The organism is Bdellovibrio bacteriovorus (assembly GCF_001592745.1).
In the GTDB taxonomy this organism is placed as follows: Bacteria; Bdellovibrionota; Bdellovibrionia; order Bdellovibrionales; family Bdellovibrionaceae; genus Bdellovibrio; species Bdellovibrio bacteriovorus_B.
Map to the genome: position 1 here is coordinate 552,607 of NZ_LUKD01000008.1, position 20,133 is coordinate 572,739.

Below are 20,133 nucleotides of genomic sequence, written 5' to 3' on the forward strand. Positions count from 1 at the left end.
TCAGATTACTTAGTAGCAGAAACGCGTGTAGAAAGACGGCTGATTTTACGAGAAGCCGTTTCTTTTTTGATCACGCCAGATTTAGCAGCTTTCATTACTTGAGCAGTGAACTTCTTCAACAACTCAGGAAGAGCTTTGATGTCTTTAGCTTGGATTGCTTTTACCAAGTTTTTTTCAACAGTTTTTACAGTGCTCTTACGAGCGTTGTTAACAGCAGTTTTACGAACAGTTTGACGAGCTCTTTTTGCTGCAGACTTATGATTTGCCAAGGGATATCCTCCAAAGTAATCTTTTTAAAACGAGAACCAAAGGGATTAACATAGGGTGTCTGATAACGCAAGCGGATTAAAAGAAGATCGCAAAAAGGTCCTCAAAAGGGCTTTTTCTATGGCGACGGGGACCTTAACTAGCCGCATCTTGGGGCTTTTAAGGGATATGGCGCTGGGGGCTCTTTTTGATCGCATGGTCACTGATGCGTGGACCGCGGCTTTCCGTTTGCCCAATCTTTTCCGCCGTCTTTTTGGGGAAGGCTCACTTTCCGTCAGCTTTATTCCCGTGTTTATGCAAGCGCAAGGGGAGGATGCCTCAGGCATTCGTGCCCGAAATTTAATCAATGGTCTTTATACGTTTTTTCTGATCGCTTTTGGAGTTCTTGCCCTGTGGGGAATTCTTCGCACCGAAGATGTCTTTCAACTTTTAGTGACCGATGTGTACGCCCAAAATTTAACAAAGTGGGAGATGACCTTGCGCATGGGCCGCATCATGTTCGGCTTCGTTTTCTTCGTCTGCCTTTACGCTTACTTTATGGGGATTTTAAATGCATTGGGGAGTTTCGGGGTGCCAGCGCTGGCAGCCGCACTTTTAAATATTTCGATGCTGGTGTTTACGTTTATGCCCGCAGCTTGGTTTCCGCAAAAAGGGGACGGATTGGCTTGGGGAGTCCTCGTGGGCGGTCTTTTGCAAGCGGCACTTCTTTGGTGGGCTTTAAAATCGCGAGGCTATCTGCCGCGTTGGCAAATCTCTTTTTGGGGTTCTGATTTGGCGAAAGTTCTGCGCAATATGATTCCGGGATTGGCCGGGATGGGACTTGCGCAGTTTTCTACTCTGGTGAATCTGCATTTTGCAAGTTCGTTAAGTGAGGGATCTATTTCTTATATCTATTGGGCGGACCGTCTTTTAGAGCTACCTCTATCTTTGATTTCTGTCAGTTTGGGGGCCGCGGTTTTGCCGACGTTAAGTGAATTTGCCGCGCGCAAAGACACGAAGCTTTTTAAAGAAGCTTCTCAAGAAAGTTTCTTGATGAATTTGTTTTTGGCGTGGCCAGCATCATTAGGTCTTTTCTTTTTAGCTCAACCCATCGTGGAAGTCCTTTTTTATCGCGGGCAGTTTTCCGTGAGCGATGTTTTGGCAACGACGACGGTGCTAAAAGTTTATGCGATCAGTTTGTTGGTGGTCTCATGCAGCCGAGTTCTGATGCCGCTTTACTATGCCACTAAGAATGCCTGGTATCCCGCTGCGGTTTCCATTTTGAGTTTAGCAGTGCACATCGCCTTAGCGCCATGGTTGATGCAAGCTCATGGACTGCAAGGCCTTGTGGTCGCAAGTCTTTTGGGAGCTTCAATAAACATGCTCTTACTTTTAACGGGTCTTCCTTTTTGGAAGCTTTCGTTTCATTGGGATGTGGTCCTTCAATCCATCGTGAAGATGACAGCAGCGGGAGTAGGACTTGTATTCGTACTGAAGATGTATTCTTTGGTAGCGCTACAAATGGAAAAAGGCCCGCAGATGCTGGCCCTTTTTGTTGCGATTCTTGCAGCAGCGGCGATTTATTTTGCGATCGCCGCGCTTTTAAAAAGTCCTGAATTTTCTAAAATCCGTCCGTTGTTCCGACGCGGGCTCTAGTCTCTTCATCAAAGGGAATAGTTTCTTTTGCTGAAGCCGTTTTGGCTTTTGTCTTTGGTTTGAATGAAACCACATTGTGCTTCGTTGCTGCGGCAGGTTTGCCAGCCGGAGGCGCGCTGAAAGTGGTCTCTTGTGCACCACCATTAACGACATGGCTTAATTCCACAGTCAGATTTTGTGACGTGATAGCGAGATTGTTGATTTCGCCACTCGTTGCGGCGATTTCTTCCGCCGAAGCCGCGTTGGCTTGAGCGGCTTGATCCAACTGATTCATCGCTTTATTGATCTGCTGAATGCCAGCAGTTTGCTCCGAACTTGCTGTGGCAATTTCGTTGTTCAAATCGGACACTTTTTTTACGGAGTTTACGATGGTCGTGAGTACTTCGCCTGATTGGTTCGCAATGCGACTGCCGTCTTCAACTTGCACGACAGATTGTTTAATTAAAACTTCGACGTCTTTCGCCGCGACGGCACTTCGTTGAGCTAGGGCACGAACGGCTTCGGCAACAACCGCAAAACCTTTTCCTTGTTCACCTGCACGGGCGGCTTCAACCGACGCATTCAGTGCCAGTAAGTTAGTCTGGAATGCGATGTCATCGATAACAGAAATGATTTCTTCGATCTTTTTTGAAGAAGATGAAATCGTTGCCATGGCTTGGATCAAGTTGCCAATTTCGGTCTGACCTTTTTCAGCGGCTTCTCTTGAAGTCAGTGAAAGGGCCGCCGCTTGTTTTGCATTATCGGAATTCATTTGCACCATAGAAGAAAGTTCTTCAAGCGATGCGACTGTTTCTTCCAATGAAGCCGCAGCTTCCGTTGAAGATTGAGACAACGTATTTCCAGCTTCGTTCAGCTGCTCTACCGCAGAGGTGACTTGGCCACCGGCGACGGAAAGGCGGGAAGCGACAGAAGAGACAGAATTTGAAACGCGAGCGGCGATAACCAAAAGGATGCCGAAGATAGCAAACGTCGCCATCAATGTGACAACCATCGTCCACTGAGTGACAGAGGCTTTAGTCTGGTCCGCCGTGATGCTTTCTTGTTTTGCACGTTCATTGTAAAGGGCGACAGTTTCACGGTTGAAAGCGCCAATAGGTAAACCCAATTTGTAGAACTCACCCAAAAGCATTTTGTGAGCCTTGTCGAGATTGTTAGGATCTTTCGTTTCAATCAACTCAACGATTTTTTCCATCGTCGATACCATCTGGGGATAATAGTCTTTAACGGCCGTGAATTTCTTCTCTTCTTCGGGCATGAACGAAGAGTCTTGGTATTTTTTAAAGCCGTCATTGAACTGTACAATGGCATCCCGTGTTTGTTTAAGTTCGTCAGCAAAAATTTCGGGCTGTTGCAAAGTCGTTACGGCGGCAAATGCATGATAGCCATAGTTCGCGCGTGCCAGACGCATTTGTGCAAGGATTTGGAGGTTGGGTATGACGTTATGGTGAGTGCTCTCTAAAAGGGTGTTTAAGCGATTGGCTCCATTGAAGGAAATAGCTCCCAGGATGGCGAAACCAATAACGGGAAGTACCGCTGCGAATAATAATTTACCTTTGATGCCACGAAACCAAGCTGAAAAATTCATTTGATAAGCTCCTTAATTTATCGGAGCCAATATTTTCGGCGGTTCCTAGAAAAGCTCAAGACCGGGGCAAAAAAATATCTCGGGTTGCCCCGAGATATTTACGAGTATTCCATCGGATGGAGAGTGGAGGCCGAACTAAAATCCGTCAACAGAAGAGACTTTACCTCTTTCGTCGTCTTCAAATGGGATGACGGAAGCGGCAGTCGAGGTGACGTTTTTGTTTATCTTAGGAGCTTGTTTAGTTTCTTTTAAAGGGACTGACTTTGATGAGGATTTACTTGGCGCTTCGGACGTCGGTGACGCCGAAAAAGCTTTACCTAAGATGACTTCATTTAATTCCACCGTTAATTTTTGCGATGTGGTTGCAAGATTGTTGATCTCGCCACTGGTTGCCGCGATCTCTTCTGCGGACGCCGCATTGGATTGTGACGCTTGATCCAGTTGATTCATCGCTTTGCTGATCTGCTGAATTCCTGTTGTCTGCTCCGCGCTGGCCGTCGCTATTTCGGTATTTAGATCAGATACTTTTTTGATGGAAGATACGATATTCGTAAGAACCGCACCGCTCTTATCAGCGATTTCACTTCCAGTTTCGATTTGCGATACAGAGTCTTTGATCAAACTCGAGATGTCTTTGGCAGAAGCAGCACTTCTTTGCGCCAACGTGCGCACGGCTTCGGCAACAACCGCAAAGCCTTTACCTTGTTCACCAGCGCGCGCGGCTTCCACGGCGGCATTTAGTGCAAGAAGATTGGTTTGGAACGCGATATCGTCAATCACGTGAATGATCTCTTCGATTTTTTTCGAAGACTGAGAAATCTGAGTCATTGACTGGATCAGGTTTTGAATCTCTTTTTCACCGTTTTCAGCAGATTCTCTTGAACTTGCTGAAAGGGCGGCGGCTTGTTTTGCGTTGTCGGAGTTCATTTGAACCATGGAAGTCATTTCTTCCAGGGAGGCAACAGTCTCTTCCAGCGACGCCGCAGCTTCCGTTGATGATTGGGATAAACTATTTCCGGCTTCATTCAATTGTTCAACCGAGGTTGCAACTTGAGTGGCTGCGGAAGTCAAGCGATCGGCGATGGATGAAACAGTATTCGTGATGCGTGAAGAAATCCAGATCATCAGACCAAAGATACCCAATCCGGTAAGAACCGAGATAGTCAGCAAGAAATTAAAAACCTCATTGCGAGTGTCTTTTGCAAGTTTATTGTCTTTTTCTGCGAGATTACGATAGAGGGTTTCGGCCTTGTCATTGAAGTCACGAACAATTGTGTTTAGATCTCCAAATTTACCGTTAAGAAGCTTTTTGGCTTCCAGTACTTTTTCAGGATCACCGGTTCTTAGTAATGCAATGATTTCTTCCATAACGGCTACAAGTTTAGGAACGTGAACTTTAGCGGCCTCATGAACAACTTCTTCACCCGGGGCGAAACGTGCTTCCGTGTATCTTTTATAACCGGATTTAAATTCGTCGACCCCTTCTTGGGCAGAATCAAGTTGCTTATTTCGTACTGATACATCGTTCATAGCATCAATAGCCGCCCAAGTGCGATAGCCGAACTTATTACGGGCTTGGCGCATTTCCCCAATGTATTCATAATTGGGAATAATCAATGTGTGAGCATCTTCAAGAAGAAGGTTGGTTTTATCTAGGCCATTCAGTGCAACTGTGAAGATCACCGCCGATCCAATCATCGGTACGAAAGCGGCCAGAAGAAGGCGACCTCGTATCCCACTAAACCAAGCGGCAAGTTTGTTTTGACCCATTGTTTGTCTCCCATCAATTGTTAGCGTTCCTTAATAATTTGACAGAATTTTGATCGGATTCTCAAGGGGGAGGGCGAGTCCAGTTTTACTGTTTCTTGATAACTTGGGATCAGAAAATAAAAAACCCCTCGACGAAGCGAGGGGTTTGTAAATTTACTTTTATTGAGAAGTATTAAAAACCTTCAGTGTTTCCGACCTTAGCCCGTTCATCTTCGTCGAAGGGAATCGTAGCTTGAGACTCTGATTTTTTTGCGGTGGCGATGGGTTTTGTGGATTTAAAAGGAATGACTTTACCGGACGTCTTCATTCTCATTGCGCCTTTGACCTTTGCCTCCGCAGGGGCGGCTGCCGGATTTGCATCCCCCCCTAAGATAACTGTGTTCAACTCGATAGTTAGATTCTGATTTGTTGCTGCCAGGTTGTTGATCTCACCACTTGTCGCCGCGATTTCTTCGGCGGAAGCCGCATTTGATTGAGCCGCTTGGTCTAACTGATTCATCGCTTTGCTGATCTGTTGAATTCCAGTCGTCTGTTCAGAACTTGCTGCCGCGATCTCGTTATTCAAGTCTGAAACTTTTTTCACTGAACTCACGATGTTGGTAAGAACCGCACCGCTCTTATCAGCAATGTCGCTTCCGTGTTCGATTTGTGAAACGGAGTCTTTGATTAAAACCGTGATATCCTTGGCGGCCGCCGCACTTCTTTGTGCTAATGTGCGAACCGCTTCTGCGACGACGGCGAAACCTTTACCTTGTTCACCTGCACGGGCCGCCTCGACCGCCGCATTCAAAGCCAACAGGTTTGTCTGAAAGGCGATGTCATCGATAACTGAAATAATCTCTTCGATTTTTTTAGAAGATTTAGAGATTTCAGTCATTGACTCAATCAATGTTTGAATTTCTCGTTCACCAGACTCCGCAGCTTCTTTTGATGACGCAGAAAGAGCCGCAGCTTGTTTCGCGTTGTCGGAATTCATTTGTACCATAGAAGTCATCTCTTCCAGGGCCGCCACAGTTTCTTCTAAAGAAGCAGCAGCTTCCGTAGAGGACTGGGACAAACTGTTTCCGGCTTCGTTAAGCTGTTCGACGGCGGAAGCCACTTGACCTCCAGCGCCGCTTAAGCGACCTGCAATAGAAGCCACAGAGTTCGCAATTCTTGCGGCCAACCAAAGCAGAAGACAGAAAATAGCGATAGAAGAAATCAAAGTGATCGCTATAAGCATTTTGTCTGCTCGAGCTAAAGTCTCTGTCGCCAAAGCTGTTTCTTTCTTTACGCGCTCGCGATAGTAAGCCAATGATTCGGAAGTCACTTTATTGATCGTCGTACCGTAGTCCCAAACCGGACCTTGCATAAGGGCTAAGGCTTTGTCGTTGGCGCCTTCATCCAGATGCTGCATGACTTTTTCAAGCGTCGCAAAATATTCAGAGCGAATAGGGCGGGAAGGTGCCCAAATCTTTTCTGCCTCCGGAGTAAACGGGAAGGACTCATAGAAATCAATGGCCTTTTTCAGGTTGGCAATTGCTTCTTTCGCAATAGTTATGTGAACTTCACGCTTCTTCGGGTCCTGCTGAGCCATAGCCGCATAAGTCTGATAACCGAAAGCATTACGTGCCTGGCGCATGTCGCCCAGACCCTGAATACTCGGGATGATATCTTCATTCGCGGATTGAATGCCTTTCCCCAAGTCACTCATCCCAGAGTGAGAGATAAAATAAATAGTTGTAAAACCGATCAGCGGAAGGACAGCTGCGAAAAGCAATTTTCCGCGGATACCTTGGAGCCATGACTTCAAAGACATACAAAATTTCCTTTAAAAATATCCTTTAAAAATAGATGATGTCCCATTGTTTCGGAATCTTTCGGTTGTTAATAAAGGGTTAAAAAGAAATGTAAGTTCAAAAGCGAGAGGCCCAAAAAAACAAAGGCCGCTTCCCAGTGGAAACGGCCTTTTAAATATATGAATGTGAAAAGACTCTTATTTAACTTCAGCTAAAGAGTTGTAGCTGTCGCTGATTTTTTGCTGTCTTTCGACCTCTTTACTCCAGCGTTTCACTTCACCTTGGTAGCCTTTTTGTTTCGCTTGCCATTCTTTTTCTTCGCTTGCTAATGAACGAAGACGTTGGTTCACCTGATCGTTTTGTTCTTTCAGGTTGCCTGCACGCGAATGCCAGATTTTCTTTTCTTCCTGAAGCTGATTCATTTGCATTTGATAATCAGACACGTTCATTTCGCGTTTCTTCTGATTCTCTTTGATCTTTGCAATCATCGCTTCCAGCTCTGCAATCTTTTGATTTTCTTGAGCCGTCTTGTTTTTTTCTTCATTCATCAAAGCCTGAAGTTCTTTTTCTTGGCCGCTGATTTTGGTCATCGCCTGGTTGTTTTCTTCGACTTGTTGAAGAACTTGTTTTTGTTGTCCTTCAACTTGGGATTTCGCTTTACCCACTTCCTGAATATTGCCTTCAACGGTTTTCAGATTCTTTTCGTATTCCGTTAAATTGGCCTTCGAGTTATTCAAGTTGGCTTTGATGCGATCCAAACCTTCTTTAGCGGTTGTCTGCGCAAATGCGGCAGTACTTAGACTCATCAAAACGCCAACTGTTAAAATTGATTTAGAGAATTTCATCTTGAAAATCCTTTCCTTATTGTTCAGACAAACCAGCTACGCCGCCGTTAGAGCCATTCTCTTGCGGGCAGACATTTTTCAAAGAAGAGCGATAGTGACCCACTTCGTCTTCCCAGATTTCACCTTTGAATTTCCAGTTCAAACTTTTTTCTTTTTGAACTTTCAATTCAGGACGTTCTTTTTCGTTCACATCTCCACCAGCCATTTGGTAACGAAGATGTTCACCGGCACCAGAATACAATTCGTATTGCAAGACTTCGTTTTGATCCAAAACTTTGTTCAAACCTGCCAGCATTTCATTGAAACGACCGGCAAGAGCTTGAGAAGCTTGGGCACGAAGAACTGATTTTTCTTTTTCAATACGCGCAATCCCTTGTGATCTCAAATTCTTGATCGACACACGCGCTTTTTTAGCGATGTGGTATTGGATGCGGTAGCTCAAAAGTTTTTTCTCGGCTTCTTGAACGCTGGCGATAGCGCTTTCAGAAGGAGAGTCGCCTTTGATACCTTTTTTCGCGGAGGCCAAGTCTTTATTCGCTTCATTTTGTTTTGCGATCAACTCGCGCTCCATTTTAATCAGCGTCAAAGCAATCTTATTGAAGCGAACGATTTCATCTTCATAAGCATTGATCTGTTTTTGTACGCTCATGTAAGCCGGGTGACGAGCCAATTCAACGATGAAAGAGCGGGGAAGACCATCCACCTCTTTAAGATCTGAGTTTTTGATCCAGTTTTTCACCGTATCATAATACGTCAAAGAGTCTTTGTGAGCTTTTTGGTAGTCTTCTAATTTCTTTTTCCAAGGAGCATACTTCTTGTTCATCTCATTGAGCACTTGCACACCGTCACCGTATTGGCAAAGATTCAAGTAACCTACGGTACGAACAACGTAAGACTCTGGAGAAAACGCATTCTTAAAGAAGTCTGTGTGCAACGAGAACATATTCCCAGCGGCACCTTCATAGTCTTCACCCAAGATTTGCGTCCAAGCGCTTTCAACCATCGCTTGCAACCACAGTGGGTTGGACTTATCGACTTTCAAGTAAGATTGGAACGCGTCCTTATAGTCACCTTTTTGGAACTGGATGCGCGCCAAAGTCAATGCCGCTACCGAACGAAGCTGCAAAGTTTTGTTGCCATCCGTTGCGGCCATTAGTTTTTCCAACTGAATAGTCGCATCGTCCACTTTACCTTGACGGTAGTTAAATAACGCCGTCAAAAGAAGTGAATCAGGATAAAGAGGAGACTTTTCCGAAATATACATCAGAGCATCTTCAACTAAGCCCAACTGGCCTTTGTCAGAGTAATGCTTCGCACGGGTCAATTGGTACTCTTCATTCTTCGTTACATCGATTTCGTATTTGATCACCAAAGGGTCAATCAAAGCGATGTCGGAAGTTTCAAGCACGTTGATATGCTTAACCAAAGCTTCCGTGGCTTTTTGTTGCCACATCTTGTCTTTAGTCTCTTGCGCCAATTGAATCATGTACTGACGGAATTCAGAATTTAAACCCATGCCTTTGGCGGTCATTGCATAGTTATAAAGAGCCTGAATACGATGTTCAGGATCTTCCATCAACTCGGCAAAAAGGCCCATGGCAAGCTCGTACTTCTTTTGAATTTCCAAGAAGATCAAAGCTTGCAACAGTTTGTAGTCGTTAGGCTGCATGTCATCCATTTTTGCCAATTGAACCAAAGGATCTTTGGTGACCGGCTCCATCACGGGATTCAAGATTTTTATATCTGGAATCTTGTTAAAGGCTTCCGCGGAAGTGACCGCTTTCGGAGCGCTCACCACTTCGTTGTATGGAGCCAATTGGATTTGCATGACATTTAAAGATTCACGACGACGAGTTTCCTTTAGTTCCAAATCGCGGGAGGCCGGGAGGCGCAGCGGGCTTAACACCGATGCTTGAACCTCGCGCTCTTCACCCAGGTCTAAAAGAGGAATGTTTTTAACTTTAAAAACTTCCACTTTTCCTTTAACGACTTTCTTTTGATAAACATCAAAAGTGGGAACAAGGCTTGATTTTACTTTGAGAGTGCTTGCTGGAGCACGGCCTGATTTTTTCACAGTCAATGCGGGGTCTGCAAAAGCAGTCCCACACATCAGGCTCACAGCAATCGAAATTTTTAAAGGCTTAAACATAAATCCCCCACCCATGGAGAAAATTAATGCCAATACGTGATACCCACCATTAAAGACGTATCGTTCACCACTTTAGACCCCATATCGCGGTCCGGTGCGATCGTGCTGTATTTCATGCGCTCTTCGTTTGTGAACTTATTGATGAAGTCCGCACGAATCGCGAAGTGCTCCGAGAAGAAAATCTGCTGATTGATACCGATTTGGTAAGTCATGCCGTTTTTCTTTTCATCGCCTTCTTCTTTTTTGATGAGGTAATCTGTTGTGCCTACACCCAAAGAAATACCCATATCGAAATAAATGATGGCTTTATCAACGAAGCTCATTTTTGCGTAGAGTGGAACATAGGTCACAGACAACATCGTTGATGAATCAATGAAGTTGTAGTTCGGAGAAGTTAAGTTGTCTTCTTTGAACTGCTTTGTACTGTCGTTGTCTTCCATGTTCACTTTTTGGTAGCTTACATCAACGCCCCAACGTTCGTTGAAGAAGTAACCCAATTGAGCTCCGGTGATCGAACCTTTACCGAACGGGTCATTGATAGGGACACCGCCAGCCAAAGTCAGATAGAATCTGTCGGCTTTCGTGTAACGACGGTTTTGTACGACACTGAAGTCGTCGTCTTTTGCCGCCCAGTATTTTTGTTCTAGTTTTTTAATGTCCAGTTTGTCGCTGCCTCTTTGGTCTGCGTTCGTAGCTGGTTTCGTGTCAGCGCCTTGCTGTGCGAATGCTTGCGATGCAGCCAAGATGATCATTAAAAGTGTTTTCTTCAACATGTATTACCCCCGCCTTAGTTTGTACTCTTGAATAAGAATGGATATGTCACTAGCACGCGAGTTCCCCCCTGTGGATTCGGAAACTTCCATGCGGCAACCCTATTCAATATACATCCCTCAACGGTTGCGTTCTTAAGTGTTGTGTCTCCAATAAGTTGTTGTTCGACGGCACCTGATGGGCCGATTGTAAACTTCACTGCGACCTTACCGAATAAATCCGGATTGGCACTTAATTGTCTTTCATAGCAATAAAGGATCTGACCGAGTTTTGATTTGATGTATTGAGCGATCACTTCACGGTCCAGACCGCCAGTGATTTCGCCTTCTTCTTCAATCAAACCTACACCGGCACTGCCTGTGCTTCCAGCGGCCAAGCCACCCATACCTGTCGCGTTTTTACCGCCACCTTTACCTGCGGTAGAAATCACAACTCCCGTACCAGTACCTTCCTGACCCCAGTCACGACCGGATCTTTCCATGCCACCAACAGCCGCCAGTGCACGACCGGAAGCGCCGTTACCAGCTTTTACACCGTTAGCAAACACGACGTTGCCGCTCTTCGCAGCTTGAGCGGAAACTTTTCCGATCAACTGAGAAATACGACCGCCAGTCAAAGATTTCATCATTTTTGAAACTTTGCTTTGGCTGCCATTTGTAGGCATTTCAACTTTAGGTGTTGCTGCTGCTGGAGCAGACTCTTTAACAACGACTTGTTGTTTTGGAGCCTCTGCTCTTTTACGTTTAGGTTTTAATTCCGTTTTAACGATAATTTTTTGTGCCACTTTAGGAGGAGCTGCTGCCGTTTCAACAGTTTGTTGCTTCGGAGCAAAGATTCCTACGCTCACAAGGAAAAACGCCGCACCTAGCACGATATAAAGGCCGCGCTTAGATTCTTCGTCTACCAATTGACTTGCCGTGATGTGGCCCATTTTCGCAGCATCTTCTAAAGACACTGTTCTTTGGCTGATCTCGAGTTCTCCCACAGTTTGTTTGTGCCATTCTTGTGAAGGCACGCAAGCAATCACTGGCGCGTTGATACCAACGGCGGGCTTGAACTTCTTTTTCATTGAAAGAACTTTAGTCTCAACAACTTTACCGGCCTGGCGGACGATATAAAGTTGGAACTGCTTAGCCGCTTCACGTTGTTCTTGGCCTGCTTTTTCTAGACGCAGATATAGATCTGTTTCTTTTCTTACAGGTGTGAACTTCAATTCGCAGTCTTCAAGTTGCAGACTTTGTTCTTTATCTAAAGACAGAGCAGGGGAGTTCGCACTCGCCGCGCTCGTCATAAGATCCATATTGACATACCACCACTGGTTGTCACGGTACTCAAAGACACCTTGAATGCCTTTGGTGCCGGGAGCGATAGAAATCACATCCGCCAAGCGGGATGAACCGAAGGTGTGAGTTGAATTATTTGAGCGCAGCTTCCAAGTTTTTGCCGTCCCATCTTTCAGGGACTGACGTACAATCAACGTGAGCATGTGACACCTCTGAATTAGTTATTCAAATAGAGAGCGGATTCACGGATGCGGCCATCCATATCTTTTTGCACATCGTAAAGAGGCATGAATTTGATACCTCTTTTTTGCACAAGATAGGCCCCATCAGGGTTACGAATCGTTCCCTTAAGGTTCATCTCACCGAAATTGACTTCCTGGACTTTACGGACTGTTCTTTGTTTGGCAAAGGCAGTCGCTGTTCCCAAGAGAATGAAAGCGATCATCGCTGTGATGATAGTTTTCACTTGTACCCTCCATACTACAAGTCTCCCGAGATAACGTGCTGACCGACTTTGTTTTGTGTTTTCAAATATTGTATTTTCTTACCTAACCAGTCTCTCATATCCATTTTCTGACTGGCTTTAAAAGCTCTTTCATAAGAATCCAGCGCAAGTGTTGGACTCTGTTTGTAGGTCTCGAAGATATGTGCTTGTTGCAACAAGAAGTCTGCGTTGTCCTTTTTAAAGCTCAACAAATCTTTCAAAGTGCTGAGAGCTTTATCGACTTCGCCCTTCTGAGCGTAAGACTCACTCATCAAGGTTCCCACATTTAAAGTATACAACTGTTCTTTATTCAGAGAAGAGAATTTTTCAATTGCTCTAGTAAAATCTCCCTCTGAGAAAGCCTTCACTCCGGCGAAAGTTTGCATTTCTGTTGAAGGCATTTGCATGTCTAAAACTTTTTCGAAAAACGGCATTGCTTCATTCAAGCCATCGGCCTTGTAGATCAAGCGTGCTTTTTGGTATACGAACGGAGAAACTTCCGGTTGTACTTTCATGGCCGCTTCAATCATCCACAGAGCTTTGCTTTCAAAACCCTTACCTTCGGCACCCAAGCTTGCATAGAACAAACCAAGAGCGCGTGTGTCCTTGTTCTTCGCAAGTTCCAAACCGAGTCTTTCGACCATTTCGTACTGTCTAGAAGAATAACAATTTCCTGCAACTTCGAGCGGATTCAAATTCTGCAATTGAGCCGTCATGATTGCGGAGCGATTGCAATTTTTCGCTTTGGAAGTCTCATAACGAGACACTTTTCCGATCGTCATATCCATCGAAGCCGGAAGGAAAGCAGTCATCTTGTTCGCCTCTGGATACTGCGCCATCGGACTTACTGTTTGATCGACACGCAAACTTGCGTAAGAGCGTTCGCTTTCGGCAGTTTGGCCTTTCGATGCAGCTAAAACTTTCAACTTCGCTTCGTTCTCGTTTTTCTTTTCCTGTATCGGAGCTGTCAACTTCGCAATTTCCGCACGAAGAGCTTCCTGATCGGCAGGGGAAAGAGACGCCGGAAGTGGCATCGTTGTTAAGCTATCAATGAAGTTTGCGTAACAACGGTCAATACCGCGCATGGCTTCTAGCTGTTGATAAGGATCTTTCGACATTTTCAAAGTCGTGAAGTAAGCCGTGTGAGCTTTATCTAACTTTTCTGTCTTCATTGAAAGAACCAGCGCAAATTTTTCTTCGCGGGCTTTCACACTCTGAGATACTAATTCTTTTTCAAGAACGCGAGCCTGGATCAGACGAGCTTCCGCACGCACTTCGGCAGGAACGTCACGACCGTTGGCTTTCATAGACAGCTCAAAAGCCGCTGTCGTCTTACCTGAATCCAGAAGAGCTTTGGCGCGATCAATCATGATTTCAGTAGTATAAGGCTCAATACCTTTTGCCATGATTTGGTTTTGCAACTTATCGTATTCAGATCCGCGGTTTTCACCTTTATAGGAATCTAAAAGTTTACCGTAAATACGGCTTAATGTTTTATTGTCAGCCGCGGCCAAGATGCCATTGTAAGCGGCACGGGCCTCTTTCATCTTCTTTTCTAGAAGATAAATGTCAGCGGCAAGTTCTAGGTGAGTGTTACGACCTTTTTTATCAAGGTCTGCTATCTTCACCAAAGTTTCTGCTGATTTTGAAATCTGACCAACGTCCGCGTAAGCTTTCGCCGCTTCTTTCAATGCATCTAAGTTCCGCTTGTCGTTCGGATATTTATCCACGAACTTCAACGAAAGGTCTGCGGCTTCAAAGATTTTACCTTCAGAGTAAAGAAGGCTCAGTGCCTGCCACAAAGCATCTTGAGACAGTTTCGAAGATTCATGTTCTTTCGCGAACGCAATCAACTTTTGAGAAGCTTGATCTTTGTTGCCGGTTTTAGCGAACTCTTGAATCTCAGTGAAGTGAGCCTCTTCCATGATTTTATTCATGTTCTTCTTGCGATCTTCATCCGCAGTCGAAGTCATCACTTGCTTCGAGAAATTTTTGATTCCCGCGTAGTCTTTGCGGATGTTCAACATATCCAAGATCAAGTCTTCGGATTTCTTTTTAATATCCGCATTGTCTTTAAGCTGAGCCAAAGGCTTCAACCATTTTTCGGCTTCTGGGTAATTGCTTTCTTCGTAAGCGATGTGACCCATTTTGAATTTTACTAAAGTCGCGAACTTACCGGTAGGGTGCTTCGCCAAATAATTGGCAGCCAATTCTTTACGTTCTGCCTCTTTCAAAGGATCTTTACCCTTTTCGATAGACTTTTCTTTCGCGTAAAGAGTTGCGTAGTTCGCGTCATGGCGCATAGTTTCGTCAGTGGCTTTATCGCCCACCATTTTGTACTGAGTACTTGCTTCGTCAAATCTGTTTAATTGGAACAGAAGTTCGGCGTAAGCAAAGCGAGTTTTTAAATCTGGTTTTGTCGGATCTTCGTTATCCAACATCAATTTGAATAGACGAAGAGTCAAATCCGAGAACTCGGCGTTTTGTTTGTTCTTAAGCCAGATTTCCCACCATTTTTTTGCCATTTCCAAACTTGTCGTGCGGAAAGACGTGTCGCAGGATTCTTTGGCTACGTCGGCTTTTTGCAGGTTTCTCCAAGTTGAATCGCGGCGGCAAAGGTCGCTGGCCATTTGCATGTGGTCGATCACAAGATCCCGTTTTTTAAGATCTTCGTTGGCATCCACCAAGAAAAGGTGCGCACGCACGACCTCAGGTCCTGAAGGACGCTTGTCGATATATTCGCCCAAGAACGTGTTCATCTCTTTTTGACGGCTGTGCGATTCATAAAGTTTCGCTAGATCAATCATCGATTGACCCATTTCATCTTCCGTCGTGATGTCTTCAAAGAAAGAATAAAGTTTATTAGCAGGGTATGAGTCACCAATGAAAACAGTCAAATCGCGAAGAGCTTCGCGACGCAGATTGTGTCTGTTTGTTGGAACCTCACCGTCTTGAAGAGGAGGATTTGTTCTGACAACCTCAACAAGTTTTTTAATACCGTTTTCGCTGTCACGAAGATTGTAGTAAGTCCAAGCGGCCTTATACATACCGTAAGAGTAAACGCGGCTGTTTGGGAATTTCTCCACTTTAAGGAAGTGTTCAAGAGCTTCTCTGAATTTCCCTTGGTCATAAAGAAGCTCGCCGACAGCCAATGTACCGTCAGCAATCAATGGAGATTTTGGGAAGCGAGTCAAAAGCTTCTCGTAAAGAAGTTGTGACTGCTTGTATTGGGCCACTTGCTGATTTGCAAAGGCGTTATTGAAAAGGACGGCATCCATTTGCTTAAAACCTGGGAAGTCCAATTCAATTTTTGTATAGATTTTAATGGCTCTTTTGACCGCCTCAGAACCTTTTTCATTGGCTACTGGGAACGGAGAAAGTTTTGCTAGGGGAGTGTCTTGGTGTAAGTCAAAGAAGCGGCCGGATTTTGAACGGCGCATGTAAAGCTCTGCCAGGCGATACCATAGGTCCGCCTCGTCTCTAGAGCCTTTTTTCTTTTTGATAATACTTTGCAGTGACTCAATAGCCTTGTTTTCAGAGCGGGTGATCATCACCTCGCTGCTGAAAGCTTTTTTCTCGTTTTCTGTTTCGTTCGAACTATTCAGACGCACTTCCGGCAAAAGGCCTTTGGCGTTTTTATCCGCAGCGAAGCAGTACATTGAGAACAGATGAAATGCTAGAAGTAGAACCACTGTGCGCATCATAAACTTACTCTCCAACTAAGGTGACAAGTTTCAACTGAGGAAAGCCGGCCATGGAAGCCGTGTACATAACCTTGCGCAATGTCGCATAAGGAAGTTCCCTATCGGCTTGCAGAAGGATACGACCTTCTTTAATGAAAGCTTTGTCTTTTTCAGACTCAGATTTCGCCAAACGGTCCAACTCTTGGAAAAGAGGTTTGATAAAGTTAGTGTCTTTATCTTCAAGATCTTGAGGCAGGAAATCCGCGTTTTTTACGTCTGCGATTTTTGTTTGATCAATCTTCAATGCTTCTTTGGATAAAGACAGCTTGATAGCTTCGGTCGGATTCACCATAGAAGCCGATTGAGGTAAACGCAGACCATTTTCGGGAATTATCTGTACTTCCGATGTTGAATATGTCTGCAATAAGAACACGAGCATGATTGTAAACATGTCGGTCATTGAAGTGATATTCAAAGTGAACGTCGAATTTTTCTTTGTCGGTAATTCGAATCTACGACGGCGTGACATGTTTTAGCCCTCCATCATGTTGGCGAAAACGATTTCTGGAAACATGTAATGTGTTTCCACGTTCTTACCTTGCTTGGTGTCGAACACAGGGAATTTCACATTCGTATCGCGCGCCTGACGAGCAGCATCCATTACTTTCACCACTTCGTCATAAGGAACTTTTCCATCGGGATGTAATTCAAGTTTGAAGATGTCTGGATGTGCCTTCTTAACTGCGACCAACTTGGTGTGAAGCATGTCGTAGTCGTAAGCGCCATTCTTCAATGGAATTGTTTCCACTTTATCCTGGCCTTTTACAGTCACGACGATGTTGATGCCTGTTGTTTCAACTTCGATTGAAATATTCGTTGGTGTCGGTTGTTGTTCTTGACGTTGAATGGCTTCATTCACGACTTGCGGAAGTTCTGATTCAATCACCATCATTTGCACGAAGGCCGATGAAACCAGAAGTACCGGTACAAGTTTTACCATCACGGCAAGAAGCGGAGCTAAGTCGAGCTCAAACTCACCATTGTGATCAATTTTAATCTTACGAATGCGTCTGCTCATAAATTATCCCATCCTTGAAAAAGGTCCACCGCGCCGGGAAAGGTTTCCGTTAGGAAACCTTTGTGCCTGGGCTAGGAGGAGTAGCCATCGGTGCTGCAACGTGATCCGGGAACACGTTTTGGCGAGTCAGGTTCGGGATGTGAGCGCTTGTAAGTAGCTCAGTCAGCTTAGAGCACTTCTCTGACATTTGCTCGATCAATTGGTTTTGACGGGCTGTCAAGAAAGAGAAGAACACCATCGCTGGGATTGCCACCGCAAGACCCAAAGCTGTTGTATACATCGATACCGAGATACCGTGTGCTAACAAAGCTTGTTTTTGTGCCGGGTCAGCTGTTGCTACCGCTTGGAACGAAAGGATCAGACCGTGGATCGTACCCAATAGACCAAGAAGTGTCGCTACGTTGGCTAACATCGAAAGATAGTGCAGACGTTTTGTGTAGAGCGGAATATTTTCGCTCAACGCAATGTCATGCGCTTGGAAAATAGTGTCGTCGTCACGATCGGCTTTCTCGATGATAGTTTTGAATGCTTTTGCCAGAGGTTTACCTTCAAGTTGAGCACAAAGAAGTAAAGCTTCATCAAGTTTTTTAGCCAGGATCATGTTCTGGATTTTACCCATGAATTCTTCAACGTTCATGCCGTACTCTTTATAAAGAGCGCGTGCGCGTTCCGCTACAAGAACTAAAGAACCGATACCAACTACTAGAATACACCAGCCGACAAAGCCGGAATCATTCATGAACTTTAAGAATGCCATCATTTGTTTCCTCCTTGGAAACGCCACCGCGTGTCCATTTTGTTAACTGCGCCATGCCCTGATCTTGCACTTGGAGGAAACGAACTGCATAATGCAAACCAGATTTTACGTTAAGTCTTTGCTTTGAAAAGTTCTTACGAACAATCTCACAAAGAGCATTGAATGTCTGAGGGTTGTTCTCAGAGACTCTAAAATTAATCATGATTTTCTGACCGAGTTGAAGCAAAGGATCATTCAAAAGAACCAAGGCTCCGTTTTCGCTCACACTTAATGTGTTGCCGTCAAAAAATGTATGGTCATTGTGAGCGTAAACTGGAGTCACCAAGTCTACGCGTGGGAACTTACGCTCTTTGAATGCGCCGGAAAGGTGATCTTTCGTCTCGATCAGGCGGCAAAGGCGGTCTTTGGAAAACTCTTGAAGGTCACCCACCAGAGTCCAATTTTCCATGTGCGGAGCCCAGACGTAGTTGTAATCAAAGAGCTCGCCATTTTGGATCATCGTGATCAGGGATTTATATTCGTAGGGACCATATTTCATTTCCCCACGAAGAATGTACCACTGAACTGTATTCGTTGCTGTTTGTACCCCACCCATACAAATAACCCCTTACAGTTTGATCGACTTCGGATAGTAGTCGATCTGAATGTTGGCGTTGGCGCCCGGAACTGAAGTTCCGTGGAAAGTGATTGTTAGATCACTGGCGTTGTACGTCCAACCATTGTTAACATCATTGCTCACTGCCACACCATCGACAGTCACTTTGATTGTATCTACTTGTGGTTCACGGCTTAACTTGAACACTGCTGACAACTGGATGATAGAGTCTGAGATCAACTCGAGCGTATCACCGAAGTTTGAGCACAATGAACCTTTTACTCCGCCAGTAAGATCCGCAAGTTGTGGCAAGCGAGTTGAGATCTTACGTTGGAAGCCGTCTGTTGAAAGCTGAGTTTTACAAGCGGAATCTGGAACTGAAATCACGTTCACAGAATAGTTCTTACCGTTTGTCGCGGCGTTCGTGAAGCTATCCAAGAAGTCAACATAGCTTTGAACTGTGTAGTTCTTAGAAGCATCTTCGAAAGCGGACTGTGAAGAGCCCGAGAAGTCCTCTTCGTCACTCACGATGATCACGGCTAAGAAAGCCTCTTCACGGCGGAAGTTCGAGTTGAAAGGCTCCAGCAAGGCTTGCTTAAAGCTTTCAAACGCTCTTTCGTCACCATTACCAAGCGTTCCTTGCTTGATATTCGTAGAGAACACGTTGCTGAGGTTTGCGGTTTGTTTGTCCATAACAAACACGCCCGAAGATGTCGTTACATAGGTGTTCGGAGCCGTTTCAAGTTTCGCACCGTCCCTGATGCGAGCTTTAACGCTTGAAGAATCAAATTGTTTTTCCCAAGCATCCGTCGTTGTCACCGCCATGTGGAAGTCATAGTTGTATTGGTTAAAACGATTGATGAACGATTGGAAATTCGAAGCAAGGTTGTTTTGAGATGTTTCCATAGAGCCGGAGTTATCGATAACCCAAAGGATGTCGATCTTTTTCGGAATGAACACAGCTTGCTGCTTGTAATCTGCACCGTCTTTCAACAATGAGAAAGAGTCAGTGCCTTTACTACAGCTAGCCAACATTGCCACAGCTGAAGCCATCATAATTGCTTTGCGTGCGACTTGATTATACATACGGTTATGCCCTCCTGAGCCCCACCATTGCTTCGTTGAATCCAGTTTCGTTCAAAAAGACTGGAAACTGAAATTTGACATAACTCGGTGATTTTGTTTTTTATTTTTTTGGCCGTCTAGTCCTGAGACGCTGTAAGTAGTTGGAATAATTGGTGTCACAAAATTCATGTAAAGAAAAAATATTTTTCTGGCGTAAAACCTTTGGACAGTTTGCGAGGGATTCCCAATTTAGCTGCGCGGTAAGTAGGCGATTTTTTGGGAATTGTAGGTGAAGTGGAGAACTTGTTGACGGGCGCGAGAGTCGCGCGGAGCGCGGGTTCGGGGAGATGTGTGTTTCGGGTGGTGGTTGAGTGAGTGAGTGAGTGAG

The 20,133-nt window shown here is 44.9% G+C and carries 16 protein-coding genes; 1 reads left to right on the forward strand and 15 read right to left on the reverse strand.

Annotation, left to right across the window (positions count from 1 at the left end):
• Positions 1 to 5 precede the first annotated feature (5 nt).
• Positions 6 to 269, reverse strand: a complete 264-nt coding sequence (rpsT, locus tag AZI87_RS17190) for a 30S ribosomal protein S20 (protein WP_063209530.1) — start codon at positions 267 to 269, stop codon at positions 6 to 8.
• 118 nt (positions 270 to 387) lie between these two features.
• On the opposite strand from rpsT, the gene murJ reads away from it, so the two are divergent.
• Positions 388 to 1,902 (forward strand): murein biosynthesis integral membrane protein MurJ, encoded by a 1,515-nt coding sequence (murJ, locus tag AZI87_RS17195; RefSeq protein ID WP_253696963.1) that lies wholly within the window; start codon positions 388 to 390, stop codon positions 1,900 to 1,902.
• Here murJ and AZI87_RS17200 read toward each other — a convergent pair.
• The 14 genes from AZI87_RS17200 to AZI87_RS17265 form a co-directional block, all read right to left on the reverse strand.
• Positions 1,868 to 3,487, reverse strand: a complete 1,620-nt coding sequence (locus tag AZI87_RS17200) for a methyl-accepting chemotaxis protein (protein ID WP_063209533.1) — start codon at positions 3,485 to 3,487, stop codon at positions 1,868 to 1,870. The two genes, murJ and AZI87_RS17200, sit on opposite strands and share 35 nt — an antisense overlap.
• A gap of 135 nt (positions 3,488 to 3,622) precedes the next feature.
• Complete coding sequence (locus AZI87_RS17205; protein WP_063209535.1) at positions 3,623 to 5,257, reverse strand: methyl-accepting chemotaxis protein; 1,635 nt, start codon at positions 5,255 to 5,257, stop codon at positions 3,623 to 3,625.
• Between the two features lie 172 nt (positions 5,258 to 5,429).
• Positions 5,430 to 7,055: a HAMP domain-containing methyl-accepting chemotaxis protein gene (locus AZI87_RS17210; protein WP_063209537.1), complete on the reverse strand. Its 1,626-nt coding sequence runs from the start codon at positions 7,053 to 7,055 to the stop codon at positions 5,430 to 5,432.
• A gap of 177 nt (positions 7,056 to 7,232) precedes the next feature.
• Complete coding sequence (locus AZI87_RS17215; protein ID WP_063209539.1) at positions 7,233 to 7,880, reverse strand: hypothetical protein; 648 nt, start codon at positions 7,878 to 7,880, stop codon at positions 7,233 to 7,235.
• A 16-nt stretch (positions 7,881 to 7,896) separates the two neighbouring features.
• The gene (locus AZI87_RS17220; protein WP_063209540.1) at positions 7,897 to 10,029 is read right to left on the reverse strand and encodes a tetratricopeptide repeat protein; all 2,133 of its coding nucleotides are present in this window, start codon (positions 10,027 to 10,029) and stop codon (positions 7,897 to 7,899) included.
• Positions 10,030 to 10,052: 23 nt separating this feature from the next.
• Positions 10,053 to 10,802: an outer membrane beta-barrel domain-containing protein gene (locus tag AZI87_RS17225; RefSeq protein WP_063209542.1), complete on the reverse strand. Its 750-nt coding sequence runs from the start codon at positions 10,800 to 10,802 to the stop codon at positions 10,053 to 10,055.
• A gap of 14 nt (positions 10,803 to 10,816) precedes the next feature.
• Positions 10,817 to 12,286 (reverse strand): AgmX/PglI C-terminal domain-containing protein, encoded by a 1,470-nt coding sequence (locus tag AZI87_RS17230; protein WP_063209543.1) that lies wholly within the window; start codon positions 12,284 to 12,286, stop codon positions 10,817 to 10,819.
• Between the two features lie 14 nt (positions 12,287 to 12,300).
• Positions 12,301 to 12,549, reverse strand: a complete 249-nt coding sequence (locus tag AZI87_RS17235) for a hypothetical protein (RefSeq protein ID WP_063209545.1) — start codon at positions 12,547 to 12,549, stop codon at positions 12,301 to 12,303.
• Between the two features lie 14 nt (positions 12,550 to 12,563).
• A complete protein-coding gene (locus AZI87_RS17240; RefSeq protein ID WP_063209547.1) occupies positions 12,564 to 16,271 on the reverse strand; it encodes a tetratricopeptide repeat protein in 3,708 nt (1,235 codons plus the stop codon).
• 4 nt (positions 16,272 to 16,275) lie between these two features.
• Positions 16,276 to 16,779, reverse strand: coding sequence for an ExbD/TolR family protein (locus AZI87_RS17245; RefSeq protein WP_063209549.1), 504 nt, complete (start codon positions 16,777 to 16,779; stop codon positions 16,276 to 16,278).
• 3 nt (positions 16,780 to 16,782) lie between these two features.
• Positions 16,783 to 17,328 (reverse strand): ExbD/TolR family protein, encoded by a 546-nt coding sequence (locus tag AZI87_RS17250; RefSeq protein ID WP_063209551.1) that lies wholly within the window; start codon positions 17,326 to 17,328, stop codon positions 16,783 to 16,785.
• A gap of 49 nt (positions 17,329 to 17,377) precedes the next feature.
• Positions 17,378 to 18,088 carry a MotA/TolQ/ExbB proton channel family protein gene (locus AZI87_RS17255; protein ID WP_063209553.1) on the reverse strand — a complete coding sequence of 237 codons (711 nt, stop codon included), beginning with the start codon at positions 18,086 to 18,088 and terminating at the stop codon, positions 17,378 to 17,380.
• A complete protein-coding gene (locus AZI87_RS17260) occupies positions 18,060 to 18,680 on the reverse strand; it encodes a PilZ domain-containing protein (protein WP_063209555.1) in 621 nt (206 codons plus the stop codon). Before AZI87_RS17260 ends, AZI87_RS17255 begins: the two co-directional genes overlap by 29 nt.
• A gap of 12 nt (positions 18,681 to 18,692) precedes the next feature.
• Positions 18,693 to 19,766, reverse strand: a complete 1,074-nt coding sequence (locus AZI87_RS17265) for a hypothetical protein (protein ID WP_063209557.1) — start codon at positions 19,764 to 19,766, stop codon at positions 18,693 to 18,695.
• Positions 19,767 to 20,133: the final 367 nt, after the last annotated feature.

What these genes read in the sequence shown, in the direction of transcription:
- AZI87_RS17200 (WP_063209533.1), bottom strand. Translation starts at nt 3,487, where the DNA reads ATGAATTTTTCAGCTTGGTTTCGTGGCATCAAAGGTAAATTATTATTC.
- AZI87_RS17245 (WP_063209549.1), bottom strand. Translation starts at nt 16,779, where the DNA reads ATGTCACGCCGTCGTAGATTCGAATTACCGACAAAGAAAAATTCGACG.
- AZI87_RS17265 (WP_063209557.1), bottom strand. Translation starts at nt 19,766, where the DNA reads ATGTATAATCAAGTCGCACGCAAAGCAATTATGATGGCTTCAGCTGTG.
- murJ (WP_253696963.1), top strand. Translation starts at nt 388, where the DNA reads ATGGCGACGGGGACCTTAACTAGCCGCATCTTGGGGCTTTTAAGGGAT.
- AZI87_RS17230 (WP_063209543.1), bottom strand. Translation starts at nt 12,286, where the DNA reads ATGCTCACGTTGATTGTACGTCAGTCCCTGAAAGATGGGACGGCAAAA.
- AZI87_RS17205 (WP_063209535.1), bottom strand. Translation starts at nt 5,257, where the DNA reads ATGGGTCAAAACAAACTTGCCGCTTGGTTTAGTGGGATACGAGGTCGC.
- AZI87_RS17260 (WP_063209555.1), bottom strand. Translation starts at nt 18,680, where the DNA reads ATGGGTGGGGTACAAACAGCAACGAATACAGTTCAGTGGTACATTCTT.
- AZI87_RS17240 (WP_063209547.1), bottom strand. Translation starts at nt 16,271, where the DNA reads ATGATGCGCACAGTGGTTCTACTTCTAGCATTTCATCTGTTCTCAATG.
- AZI87_RS17255 (WP_063209553.1), bottom strand. Translation starts at nt 18,088, where the DNA reads ATGATGGCATTCTTAAAGTTCATGAATGATTCCGGCTTTGTCGGCTGG.
- AZI87_RS17220 (WP_063209540.1), bottom strand. Translation starts at nt 10,029, where the DNA reads ATGTTTAAGCCTTTAAAAATTTCGATTGCTGTGAGCCTGATGTGTGGG.
- AZI87_RS17225 (WP_063209542.1), bottom strand. Translation starts at nt 10,802, where the DNA reads ATGTTGAAGAAAACACTTTTAATGATCATCTTGGCTGCATCGCAAGCA.
- AZI87_RS17210 (WP_063209537.1), bottom strand. Translation starts at nt 7,055, where the DNA reads ATGTCTTTGAAGTCATGGCTCCAAGGTATCCGCGGAAAATTGCTTTTC.
- AZI87_RS17250 (WP_063209551.1), bottom strand. Translation starts at nt 17,328, where the DNA reads ATGAGCAGACGCATTCGTAAGATTAAAATTGATCACAATGGTGAGTTT.
- AZI87_RS17215 (WP_063209539.1), bottom strand. Translation starts at nt 7,880, where the DNA reads ATGAAATTCTCTAAATCAATTTTAACAGTTGGCGTTTTGATGAGTCTA.